Below are 12,819 nucleotides of genomic sequence, written 5' to 3' on the forward strand. Positions count from 1 at the left end.
AAGGTGTAAAAAAATAGGTTTATAAAAGGATCTCTAAAGCTTTATTATAGGCGCTTTCGAAACTCATTGGTTTGATGTTGGTAATGGCTTTTTTTGCAGTAAAATAGCTTAATAATTTTTCAGTTGGCATATTACCTGTCAACTCATCTTTTGCCATTGGGCAACCTCCAAAACCCTTGATAGCACCATCAAACCTATTGCAACCTGCTGTGTATGCGGCATCTACTTTTTCGAACCATTTATCGGGTGTAGTGTGTAAATGAGCACCAAACTCTATATTAGGGTATTGCGAGATTAAGTTTGAAAACAAGTACTTTATATCTTCTGGTGTAGAGCTGCCAATAGTATCTGATAAAGACAAGATAGAAACCCCCATTTTAGATAGTTTTTCTGTCCAATTAGCTACAATTTCAACATTCCAAGGGTCTCCATACGGATTGCCAAAACCCATCGATAAATAAGCAACAACTTGTTTGTTATTTTTAGTAGCAATATTTAAAACATTGTCTAAAGTATGGATAGATTCTGCAATTGTTTTGTGCGTATTACGCATCTGAAAGTTTTCTGAGATTGAAAATGGGTATCCTAAATAATCAATTTCTTCAAATTGTACGGCATCGTTTGCTCCTCTGGTATTTGCTATAATTGCTAATAATTTACTGCTAGTTTTAGAAAGGTCTAATTTTGATAAAACTGCGGCAGTATCTCGCATTTGCGGTATTGCTTTTGGTGATACAAAACTACCAAAATCAATAGTATCAAACCCAACTTTAAGTAGAGAGTTTATGTACAATGCCTTTTTTTCTGTAGAAATAAAATGAGATTTTATTCCTTGCATTGCATCTCGTGGGCATTCTATAATTTTGACTTGCTTCATTTTAATCAAAGATAAAAATTCTAATCTATCAACAAAGCATTTTAATTGAATATTGATGTAATTTTAAAAAGAACTATAATATTAAAATTTCTTAAAAATATCAGGCTTAATTAATCAATTCAATAAAATTTAATAAACTATAGGCCTATTTTCTTTAAATGGATTTTTTATGCTGATATTTGTTATTTAAACAACGATTTTTTTTGATGATTGATAATGCTACTTTAAAAAAATTAAACAATTCGCTTTCAGGAACTGTTTTGTTTGATGATTTACACAAAACATTATATGCAACCGATGCATCTGTATACCGTAAAATACCTTTAGCAGTCGCTTTTCCTAAAACGGCACAAGATATTAAAACACTTATTTCGTTTGCAACGCAAAATAAGATTACTTTAATACCAAGAACAGCGGGTACTTCTTTGGCAGGGCAATGTGTTGGCGACGGAATTGTTGTAGACGTTTCTAAGCATTTTACCAATATTATTTCTTTTGATGAAAATGCCAGAACAATAAAGTTACAGCCAGGTATTGTTAGAGATTCTTTAAATGTTTATCTAAAAGAATTTGGTCTTTTCTTCGGCCCCAACACATCTACTTCAAATAGATGTATGATTGGTGGTATGGTTGGTAATAATTCATCTGGTAGTACGTCTATTAAATACGGAGTTACTAGAGATAAAGTTTTAGAAATTGAAGCTATTTTAAGTGATGGCTCTTCTGCAATATTTAAAGAAATTAGTTCTAAAGAATTCTTAGAAAAAGCATCACAAACAACCTTAGAAGGTAAAATTTATAAGGCTATTTTTGAAGAGCTTTCTAATACAGAAAATCAACAAGAAATTCACAAAGAGTTTCCCAAAGAAACCATTCATAGAAGGTGTACAGGCTATGCTGTTGACGAGTTTTTAAAGTCTGATTTATTTGGTGGGCAATTACCCACCATTAATGTTGCGAAGCTTTTATGTGGTAGCGAGGGCACCTTGGCTTTTACCACTTCTATCACTCTTCAATTAGATGCTTTACCACCAAAGGAAAGTATTATGGTTTGTACTCATTTTAACAGTATTAACGAGAGTTTAAAAGCTACTGTTATTGCTATGAATCATAATTTATACAATTGCGAACTAATGGATAAAACCATTTTAGATTGCACAAAAAACAATAGAGAATTAGCAAAAAATAGGTTTTTTTTACAAGGCGATCCTGAAGCTGTTTTAATGCTAGAAGTTGCCGCAGAGACCAAAGAAGAAGTTGCCGTTTTAGCAGATAAGTTAATTGCAGATTTAGAAAAAAATAACTTCGGATACCATCATCCAAAAGTATACGGACAAGATATTGCCAAAGTTCATTACCTACGAAAAGCAGGTTTGGGTGCATTGGCAAATATTATTGGTGATAAAAAAGCAGTTGCCTGTATAGAAGATACTGCGGTTGCTCTCGAAGATTTACCAAGTTATATAGAAGAGTTTACCAAAATTATGGCTAGGTATAAGCAAAGCGCTGTTTACTATGCTCATGCTGGTGCCGGAGAATTGCATTTAAGACCAATTTTAAATTTAAAGAAAAAAGAAGATGTTGTTTTATTTAGAAAAATAACAACAGAAACAGCGCAACTTGTAAAAAAATACAAAGGCTCTTTTAGTGGAGAACATGGCGATGGTATTGTACGAGCTGAATTTATTCCCTTAATGATTGGTGAAAAAAACTATCAATTATTAAGACGAATTAAAAAAGCTTTTGACACGAATAATGTTTTTAATCAAGGTAAAATAACTGATGCTTTTTCGATGGACGAAAGTCTACGTTACCAAGTAGATAGAAACGAACCAGTTATCAAAACAATTCAAGATTTTTCTGATAGTGAAGGAATTTTAAAGTTAGCGGAAAAATGTAATGGTTCTGGCGATTGTAGAAAGCCTGTAGAAGCTGGTGGTACCATGTGCCCTAGCTACAGAGCTACTAAAGACGAAAAAGATACAACCCGAGCTAGAGCTAATACTTTGCGAGAATTTTTAACAAATAATACTGCCGATAATAAGTTTGACGCTAAAGAGTTAAAAGAAGTTTTCGATTTATGCTTAAGCTGTAAGGCTTGTGCTTCAGAATGCCCAAGTAACGTAGATGTTGCAAGTTTAAAGGCAGAATTTTTATACCAATACCAAGAAACCAATGGGTATAGCTTTAGAAGTAAGATGTTTGCAAATAATGCCAAGTATAATAAACTAGGAGCTTTATTGCCCTCTGTTACTAATTTTATTACCAATACAAGCCTTACCAAAAAAATATTAGGAGTTGCCCAAGAAAGAACGGTACCTAAATTAGCAAAACAAACACTTGCCAGCTGGCTAAAGAATAGAAAAACGATAGATTATAAATCAAACTCTAAAGTTGTTTATTTATTTAATGACGAGTTTACTAATTTTTATGATGTTTCAATAGGAAAAGATGCTATTGTTTTGTTAGAAAAATTAGGGTATCAAGTTAAAAATATTGCCCATGATGAAAGTGGTAGAAGTCATATTTCTAAAGGGTTTTTAAAACAAGCGAAACAAATTTGTAACAATAATGTACGTATTTTTAAAGACATTATTACAGATAAAACCCCTTTAATTGGTATCGAGCCTTCTGCAATTTTAACTTTTAAAGACGAATACATTCGGTTGGCAGATGATAAAAAATCTGCAGAAAAAATTGCTTTAAACTGTTTTACGTTCGAAGAATTTTTATCAAAAGAATTAGAAAACCAACAAATTGATACTTCTTTGTTTACCGACACTTCTAAAACATTAAAAATTCATGGTCATTGCCATCAAAAAGCTTTAACAGGTACTTTTGCGGGTTTTAAAATGCTTAGCATTCCTAAAAACTACTCAGTTACCATTTTAAATACAGGTTGTTGCGGTATGGCAGGTTCTTTCGGATATGAAAAAGAACATTATAAAGTATCTATGCAAGTTGGTGAAGATACCTTGTTTCCTAAAATTAGAAATTGTGCAGAAACTACAGAAATTGCAGCTTCTGGAACAAGTTGTAGACATCAAATTTTTGATGGTACAAAGCGTATTGCAAAACACCCAATTACACTTTTAAAAGAAGCCTTAATTTAATTAGAGTTATTAAAACGCTGTATGTTAATTTTATAAACAAAAAAAAAGCCTTATTTCTAAGGCTTTTTTTACGATTTATTTTTAGTTAATTTAAACTTGCCAAACTACTTTTAATAGTTTCAATTTTAGCCAAAGTGTCTGCTTCTTTTTTACGCTCTAAAGCCAATACTTGCTCTGGCGCATTGTTTACAAAACGTTCGTTAGATAGCTTTTTTGTAATGCCAACTAAAAACCCTTCTGCCCTTTTAAGCTCGGTATTTAATTTTTCTATTTCTGCCTCAACATCAATATTATCTATAGAAATTGGCACAAAATACTCATTCGATTTTACTCTAAAAGAAGCACCTTCTACTTTTTCTGAAACATATTCTATAACATCTGTATTTGTAAGTTTTTGTATCACCTTATCAAACACTTGCGTATTGTTATCGTTATTAATTACAAATAAAGAAACAGCATCTTTAAAAGAAATGTTTTTATCTTTTCTGATGGTTCTAATTCCTGAAATTACATCTGTAGTAAATTCAAAGTTTGAAATAATGGTAGCATCAAAATCTTTTAAAACAGGATATTTTGCAATTACCAAGGCTTCTTCAGGAGTTCTTTCTGCAATAAATTGCCAAATTTCTTCTGTTAAAAATGGCATAAATGGATGCAATACTTTTAAGTTATTTTCTAAAACTTCAATAACTGCATCAAATGTTGTTTTGTCTATTGGTTGTTGATATGCTGGTTTTACAATCTCTAACAGCCAAGAAGAAAAATCGTCATTAATCAATTTATAAATTGCCATTAATGCATCTGACAAACGGTATTTAGAAAAATGATCTTCTATTTCTGCCAAGGTTTTTTGAAACTTCGCTTCGTACCATTCTAAACCAATTTTTGAGGTTTCTGGTTGTGATAGATTTGCATCTACTTCCCACCCTTTTATCAGTCGAAAAGCATTCCAAATTTTATTGGCAAAGCCTTTTCCTTGCTGACATAAATCTTCATCAAACATTAAATCGTTTCCAGCAGCAGAACTTAATAACAACCCAACACGTACGCCATCTGCTCCATAATCTGAAATTAATTTTAATGCATCTGGTGAATTCCCAAGAGATTTAGACATTTTACGTCTTTGTTTATCTCTAACCAAACCAGTTAAATACACATTATTAAAAGGCTTTTCATCTTTGTACTCGTATCCTGCAACAATCATTCTGGCAACCCAGAAAAATAAAATATCTGGACCAGTAACTAAATCGTTGGTTGGGTAATAGTATTTAATTTCTTCATTTTCTGGATTTCTAATTCCATCAAAAACAGACATTGGCCATAACCATGAAGAAAACCATGTATCTAAAGCATCTTCGTCCTGACGTAAATCTTCAATTTTAAAAGACTTCTCGACTGCGTTGGAAGAGACCGCTAATTTATATGCTTCTTCTTTAGTTTCTGCAACTACAAAATCTTCTTTTCCATCACCATAAAAATAGGCCGGAATTTGTTGTCCCCACCAAAGTTGACGAGAGATGTTCCAATCACGCACATTTTCCATCCAATGACGATACGTATTTTCAAATTTCTTTGGATATAAATTGATATCAGTATCGTCTCCTAAAACCGCCTTAATCGCTGGTTTCGCCAATTCTTCCATCTTTAAAAACCACTGGTCAGACAATCTTGGTTCTATGACTGCTTTGGTTCTTTCTGATGTTCCAACTTTATTTGTATGAACTTCTGTCTTAACTAAAATTCCCTTTTCTTCTAATTCTTTGGCAATCTCTTTTCGAACTACAAACCTATCTTTGCCTTGATAATGCAATCCGAAGGAATTTAAAGTAGCATCATCATTAAAGATATCTATTACCTCTAATTTGTGTTTATCGCCTAAATTTTTATCATTTTCATCGTGTGCAGGTGTTACTTTTAAGCATCCTGTACCAAATTCTAAATCTACATATTCATCTTCAATAATAGGAATAACTCTATTTGAAAGAGGTACAATTGCTTTTTTGCCTTTTAAATGGGTAAAACGCTCATCATTTGGGTTGATACAAATAGCTGTATCTCCAAAAATAGTTTCTGGTCTTGTAGTAGCAATCGTTAAAGTATCTGAAGAACCTTCTATTTTGTATTCTAAATAATACAAGTTTCCTTGTCTTTCTTCATGAATTACTTCTTCATCAGACAGCGTTGTTTTAGCTTCCGGATCCCAATTTACCATTCTATAGCCTCTGTAAATAAGCCCTTTGTTGTATAAGTCTACAAAAACTTTAATTACAGATTCAGACATTTCTGGATCCATTGTAAAAGCAGTTCTTTCCCAATCGCAAGAAGCACCTAGTTTTTTTAATTGTTCTAAAATAATACCTCCATATTCATCTTTCCAATCAAAAGCATGTTGTAAAAATTCTTCACGAGTTAAATCGCTTTTAGAAATACCTTGTTCTTTTAATTTGGCTACAACTTTTGCTTCTGTAGCAATAGAAGCATGATCTGTACCAGGTACCCAACACGCATTTTTACCCTGTAAACGGGCACGACGAATTAAGACATCTTGTATGGTATTGTTTAACATATGCCCCATATGCAAAACCCCTGTTACGTTTGGTGGCGGAATTACAATGGTGTAAGGCTCTCTTTCATCTGGTGTAGAATGAAAATAATTGTTTTTCATCCAGTAATCGTACCATTTATCTTCTACTTTACTTGCATCATATTTAGATGGAATTGTCATGTTTTGGTATTCTTTTTTTGATAATTAATGCGCAAAAATACAATTATCTAAATTTGTAGAGAAAATTAGTGCTTAGTTTTTTAAAACAAATTATTAGCACTAATTTTGTTGTAAAATATCATGTTATGAGATTATTATTTTGTTTTGTAGTGGCTTTTTTTGTTTCCTTATCGATGTTTTCTCAAGAGTTTAAATTCGAAAACGAAACAATCGATTATGGCAGCATAGAAAAAGGTAGTAATGGAGACCGTATTTTTACTTTTAAAAATATTGGTACAGAACCAATTATTATTACCAACATTGTATCGTCTTGCGGATGTACCATTCCTAAAAAACCAGAAAAGCCAATTATGCCAGGTGAAAAAGGAGAAATTAAAGTTTCTTACGACACGCAACGACTTGGTTCTTTTTCTAAAGTGATAACTATTTTTTCGAATGCAAAAAACACTAGAAAAGCAATTAAAATTAAAGGATTCATAAAAAAAGGGATTTCTTTAACAAAACAAAAAAGCATCTTATCTAACTATTAATTTTAGTTGAATTAAGCTTGTATCAAACAGAAAATAAAGAGATATTGTCTCTTAAAAAAAGATTTAGTAACCCTACATTTCGGGATTTTTTTTCCGTAATAAAATTAAAAATAAACGAATGCCTTCTATTTCACAAAAAGGAATATCAATGCCAGAATCGCCAATTAGAAAATTGGTACCTTATGCAGAAGATGCAAAAAAAAGAGGAACTAAAGTATATCATTTAAACATTGGTCAGCCAGATATTAAAACGCCTCAGGTTGCTTTAGATGCTGTAAAAAATAATGATGTAACAACACTTTCTTATGCTCGTTCTGAAGGATCTGAAGAATACAGAATAAAACTGGCTAATTACTACAAAGCACATCAAATAAACGTTACTGCGAATAATATTGTGGTTACAACTGGTGGTTCTGAAGCGTTACTTTTTACGATTGGTAGCATTACAGATCCTGGTGATGAAATTATAATTCCAGAACCTTTTTATGCCAATTACAATGGTTTTTCTAGAGCATCTGGTGTTACAGTTGTTCCTGTAATTTCTAAAATTGAAGATAATTTTGCGCTCCCAAAAATTGAAGATTTCGAGAAGTTAATTACTAAGAATACCAAGGCTATTTTAATATGTAATCCTGGTAATCCGACGGGATATTTATATTCTGAAGAAGAAATTAAGAAATTAAAAGCAATTGTTTTAAAGCATGATTTATTTTTAATTGCTGATGAAGTTTACAGAGAGTTTACCTATGATGGTGAACAGCATACATCTGTTTTATCTGTATCTGGTTTAGAACAACACGCTATCATTATCGATTCTGTTTCTAAGCGATATAGTATGTGTGGTGCTAGAATTGGATGTATTGTATCTAAAAACAACGATTTTATAACTACAGCTATCAAATTTGCACAGGCAAGATTGAGTCCGCCAACCTACGCTTTAATGGCAAGTGAAGCTGCTTTAGACACTCCGCAAAAATATTTTGATGATGTAAAAGAAGAATACGTTGCAAGAAGAAATACGCTTGTTACAGCTTTAAAACAAATACCTGGCGTAAAAGTAGCCAATCCTAAAGGGGCATTTTACTGTGTTGCAGAATTGCCTGTAAAAGACACAGATCATTTTGCACAATGGTTGTTAGAATCGTTTAGTTATCGAAATGAAACGGTTATGGTGGCACCAGCAAGCGGATTTTATTCTACGGAAGGAGAAGGAAAAAACCAAATAAGAATGGCATATGTTTTAAATAAGCAAGATTTAATTAAGTCTGCAGAAATTTTAAAACAAGCTCTAAATAGCTATCAAGACTAATTGAAGATACTAGAAAATATATCCTTAAAAAAATACAATACATTTGGTATTGATGTTACTGCAAAACGGTTTATTTCTATAAAGTCTGTATACGAGTTACAGCAGTTATTAAAAATAGAAAAAGAACTGTTTTTAATTTCTGGTGGAAGCAATATGTTATTGACGAAAGATATTAATAAACTAGTTGTACATATTGATATTAAAGGAATTTCTATTGACAATGAAGATGATTCTTTTGTTAATTTAACAGTAAACGCTGGCGAAAATTGGCACGAATTTGTGCTGTGGTGTGTTGATAGTAATTATGGAGGTTTAGAAAATTTATCTCTAATACCGGGTAATGTTGGTACCTGCCCTATTCAGAACATTGGTGCTTATGGTGTAGAAGTAAAAGATACAATTACCAAAGTAGAAGCGTTAGAAGTTGCCAGTGGTAAATTAGTAACTTTTTCTAATGAAGATTGTAAATTTGGGTATCGAAATTCCATTTTTAAAAATGAAGTTAAGGGCAATTATATTGTTACTTCCGTTAGTTTTAAACTGACTAAAAAACAACACCATTTAAATTCTTCTTATGGTGCAATTGAAGTAGCACTTGCAGAAAATAATATAACACAACCCTCTTTAAAAGATATTTCTAATGCAGTTATTGCCATTAGAAAATCGAAATTACCAGACCCAAAAGAAATTGGTAATAGTGGTAGTTTCTTTAAAAATCCTGTGATTTTAGAAACCCACTTTTTAAAGCTTCAGAAAAAGTATCCAAAAATACCTTTCTATCCTGTAGTTGCAAGCGCTAAAGTGAAAGCTCTTGATAAAGAAGCACAAGTAAAAGTTCCGGCTGGTTGGTTGATAGAAAAACTAGGTTTTAAAGGCAAACGTTACGGTAGTTATGGTGTGCATGAAAAACAGGCATTGGTTTTGGTTAATTATAGCAATGCAAGCGGAATAGAAATATATGAATTAGCTAAAAAAATTCAGAGAGAAGTTCATACTACTTTTAAAATTGCTTTAGAAATTGAGGTGAATGTAATTCAGTAATTTTTATTCTAAAACTTCTTTAGTAATTCTGAATAATATCCATAGAAAACAATTAAATTTGCCCGTATTTTAAAATTAGGATTTAATACTGTTCTTAAACAGATTACTCATAATCTACACTAGAAAAAGCGCACGTGGCGAAATTGGTAGACGCGCAGCCTTGAGGGGGCTGTGAACGTAAGTTCGTGGAAGTTCGAATCTTCTCGTGCGCACTTAAATAAAAATTAAAGAGGCTTTCACAAAAAATTAACCTTTCTAAATTCTTTTATTACTAATATTGCATATGCAAAAACTTCTATTATTTACCTGTTTAATAGCTTCTTTAAGCTTGTTCTCTCAAAATGATACTCTTCGTGTTAACCATTTAAAAGGACAGATTATTCATGCTGAAAGTAAGAAAGCACTTAGTGCTGCTCATATCTTAAACTTAAATACTGTTCAAGGATCGATAACAAATGAAAATGGTTTTTTTGAAATACCAACCAAAGCAAATGACACCATTTTAGTTTCTTATTTAGGGTATGCTTCTATAAAGTTAAAAATAACAAACGACCTTTTAAAAGGAAATGAACTTTTAATTGCTTTGTATGAAAAACCCGAGGAAATTAAAGAAGTGGTTATCAAGTCTACCAATTTAATTGGTGTTTTAGAAATAGACATAAAACAAGTGCCTAAAGATAGATTTACTAGGATTAAAATTAATGGTTTGCCTCAAACTTATGAAGTTGGTAAGCCAAAAGCAAAAGACTTCTCATCTCCTATTGCAGCATTGTTTAACCCAGTAGACTTCTTATATGCTCATTTTGGTAAAAAACCAAAACAGTTAAAAAAGCTTCAAAAATTAAAAAAAGAAGACAATTTACGTAAAATGTTGTCTGGTAAATTTGATAGAGAAGTAATGATGGAATATTTACAAATGGATAGACAAGAATTAACAGCGTTATTGTCTGATTGTAATTACTCTGAATATTTTGTAAAAAAAGCATCAGATTTACAAATGATTGAGGCCGTTTTAGACTGTTATGAAAACTATAAAGCATTAAAAAACGGAAAGATTGAAAGAGATAAAATTCCTACTAAAGACTAGTAATTAATTTTTATTTTAAGCATAAAAAAAACCAGCATTAGCTGGTTTTTTTGTTGTACTAAATTTGTATTTTATTGATTGCCTAATATGATTGGCAATCCATCTTTGCCAGAACCAATAACAATTACTTTACTGTTAGGAGACTTCGATAGCTCTAAAGTAGCATCGATACCTTTTTCTTGTAAAATTTTCTCTGTTAAAGAGGCACTTAAAATTTTATTTGCAATAGCCTTTCCTTCTGCATCAATTTTTTGTCTTTCGGCCTCTTTTTTAGCTTTAGATAATCTAAATTCATATTCTAAAGATTCTTGCTCTTGCTTTAATTTTGTTTCAATAGCAATTCTAATAGTACTAGGTAACTTTACATCTTCAACTAATACTCTAGTAACTAAAAGGTATTGGTCTTTTAAAACGTTTTGTACTTCTTCTAAAATTTCTTGCTCTATCACATCTCTTTTACTCGAATACAATTGCTCTGGAGTATAACGTCCTACAACGCTTCTAGCAGCAGCATTAATTGCAGGGTCTAGTAATTCTCTTTCATAGTCTTGCCCTTTTGTCTTAATTAGTTTACCAAGGTTAGAAAATTCTGGTTCATACCAAATAGTACCGTTAACCTTTACTTCTAAACCATTTACAGATAGAACATTCATCTCATCTGAAATAGATTGCTGACGTACTTTTCTTACAATCATTTTGTTCCAAGGAAACATAAAGTGAAATCCTTCTCCGTAAGTTGTGTCGGTATCAATACCATCACCTAAAGTTCTAAAAATTACACCACCCTCACCTGGGCCAATTGTTACGGTAGATTTTGAAAAAGCGATAATTGCAATTACCACTAGTATGATAAAAAAAGCACCCCCTTTTGGAAACTTGATATCCATTTGATTATTTGACATTTTTATTTTTTTTAAATTCAATCAAATTTACAACTTAACTTTGTGAAACACAATCTATCGTTGCACAAAATTTTTAAATTGTTCTTTGTTTTATTCTGATATACATATCGTTTTAACCAAAAAAAAACCAGATAAATACAAGATTTATCTGGTTTAAAAATAAGTTATTAAAACTTAATCTTTATCAAACAATGCTTTATGTAGCAAACCTGCAACTACTGCACCTGCTAATGGCGCTACCCAAAATAACCAAGACTGAGACAAATAGGCTCCTTCCGCAAAAATTGCCTGACTTAATGATCGAGCTGGGTTAACAGATGTATTTGTTATTGGTATGCTAATTAAATGTATTAGTGTTAGTGCCAAACCTATTGCAATTGGTGCAAATCCTTTTGGTGCATTCTTATTAGTACTTCCTAAAATAATTAATAAGAAAAATAGGGTTAATAAAAACTCTACAATAAAGGCAGATTGCATTGAATAATTATCTGGTGATAATTCGCCAAAACCATTTGCAGCAAAACCACCAACAGATTCAAAATCGGCTTTGCCAGAAACAATTAAATATAATGCAGATGCTGCTAAAATAGCACCAATTAATTGAGCAATAATATATGGTATTAATTCTTTTATAGAAAATTTACCAGCAGCAAAAAGCCCCACAGAAACAGCAGGATTAAAATGACCTCCAGAAATGTGTCCTACAGCATAAGCCATTGTTAAAACTGTTAAACCGAAAGCCAAAGAAACACCAACAAAACCGATGCCTAAATCTGGGTATCCAGCAGCAAAAATTGCACTACCACAACCGCCAAAAACTAACCAAAAAGTTCCGAAAAACTCTGCTATGTATTTTTTCATAATATTTTTTATTTTAAGGTATTCACAATGTTAAGACACCAAAAAAAGAAGGAAGTCACATTGCAAATTATAAAAGAACATTTTTAAAAGAACATAAGAATTTGTATCTTTGTTTAAGATTTTTATACAATGAAATTATTATTTATTACTATTGGTTTATTAGCGTTTGGTGTTGCAGGTATTGCAATTAAAATTTGGGCAAAAAAAGACGGCAAATTTGCAGGTACCTGTGCAAGTCAAAATCCGATGCTAAACAAAACTGGCGAATCTTGTGGTTTTTGTGGTAAATTACCAGAAGAATTTAATACATGTGCAGAGCCACAACATAACTAAAACATATTTTTATTAAATGATTTTAACTGTGCTTTTCTACT

The 12,819-nt window shown here is 31.7% G+C and carries 10 protein-coding genes and 1 tRNA gene; 7 read left to right on the forward strand and 4 right to left on the reverse strand.

From position 1 onward, the window contains the following. Positions 1–19 precede the first annotated feature (19 nt). On the reverse strand, positions 20–877 hold the full coding sequence (locus Q0678_RS01320; RefSeq protein WP_299052833.1) for a hydroxymethylglutaryl-CoA lyase: 858 nt from the start codon (positions 875–877) through the stop codon (positions 20–22). A 206-nt stretch (positions 878–1,083) separates the two neighbouring features. Here Q0678_RS01320 and Q0678_RS01325 point away from each other — a divergent pair, with 206 nt between their 5' ends. Continuing rightward, a complete protein-coding gene (locus tag Q0678_RS01325; protein ID WP_299053753.1) occupies positions 1,084–3,990 on the forward strand; it encodes an FAD-binding and (Fe-S)-binding domain-containing protein in 2,907 nt (968 codons plus the stop codon). Positions 3,991–4,075: 85 nt separating this feature from the next. Here the strand turns inward: Q0678_RS01325 and Q0678_RS01330 are convergent, their stop codons facing one another. Beyond that, a complete protein-coding gene (locus tag Q0678_RS01330) occupies positions 4,076–6,715 on the reverse strand; it encodes a valine--tRNA ligase (protein ID WP_299052836.1) in 2,640 nt (879 codons plus the stop codon). A 125-nt stretch (positions 6,716–6,840) separates the two neighbouring features. Here Q0678_RS01330 and Q0678_RS01335 point away from each other — a divergent pair, with 125 nt between their 5' ends. From Q0678_RS01335 to Q0678_RS01355, 5 genes are all read left to right on the forward strand, one after another. Then, a complete protein-coding gene (locus tag Q0678_RS01335; protein WP_299052839.1) occupies positions 6,841–7,245 on the forward strand; it encodes a DUF1573 domain-containing protein in 405 nt (134 codons plus the stop codon). Positions 7,246–7,363: 118 nt separating this feature from the next. Next, complete coding sequence (locus tag Q0678_RS01340) at positions 7,364–8,554, forward strand: pyridoxal phosphate-dependent aminotransferase (protein WP_299052841.1); 1,191 nt, start codon at positions 7,364–7,366, stop codon at positions 8,552–8,554. Then, positions 8,555–9,595: a UDP-N-acetylmuramate dehydrogenase gene (gene murB, locus Q0678_RS01345; protein ID WP_299052843.1), complete on the forward strand. Its 1,041-nt coding sequence runs from the start codon at positions 8,555–8,557 to the stop codon at positions 9,593–9,595. A 128-nt stretch (positions 9,596–9,723) separates the two neighbouring features. Next, a tRNA-Leu gene (locus tag Q0678_RS01350) sits at positions 9,724–9,807 on the forward strand. 71 nt (positions 9,808–9,878) lie between these two features. After that, entirely contained in the window at positions 9,879–10,682 is an 804-nt protein-coding gene (locus Q0678_RS01355; protein WP_299052845.1) for a carboxypeptidase-like regulatory domain-containing protein, read from the forward strand. A 71-nt stretch (positions 10,683–10,753) separates the two neighbouring features. On the opposite strand, the gene Q0678_RS01360 is transcribed toward Q0678_RS01355, so the two are convergent. Both Q0678_RS01360 and aqpZ read right to left on the reverse strand, forming a co-directional pair. Further along, complete coding sequence (locus Q0678_RS01360) at positions 10,754–11,584, reverse strand: prohibitin family protein (protein ID WP_299052847.1); 831 nt, start codon at positions 11,582–11,584, stop codon at positions 10,754–10,756. A 174-nt stretch (positions 11,585–11,758) separates the two neighbouring features. Continuing rightward, complete coding sequence (gene aqpZ, locus Q0678_RS01365) at positions 11,759–12,445, reverse strand: aquaporin Z (RefSeq protein WP_299052849.1); 687 nt, start codon at positions 12,443–12,445, stop codon at positions 11,759–11,761. A 129-nt stretch (positions 12,446–12,574) separates the two neighbouring features. Between aqpZ and Q0678_RS01370 the strand changes: the two genes are divergently transcribed. Continuing rightward, positions 12,575–12,778 (forward strand): membrane or secreted protein, encoded by a 204-nt coding sequence (locus tag Q0678_RS01370; protein ID WP_299052851.1) that lies wholly within the window; start codon positions 12,575–12,577, stop codon positions 12,776–12,778. The last annotated feature ends 41 nt before the right edge of the window (positions 12,779–12,819 follow it).

Source organism: uncultured Polaribacter sp. (genome assembly GCF_947497125.1).
Lineage (GTDB): Bacteria > Bacteroidota > Bacteroidia > Flavobacteriales > Flavobacteriaceae > Polaribacter.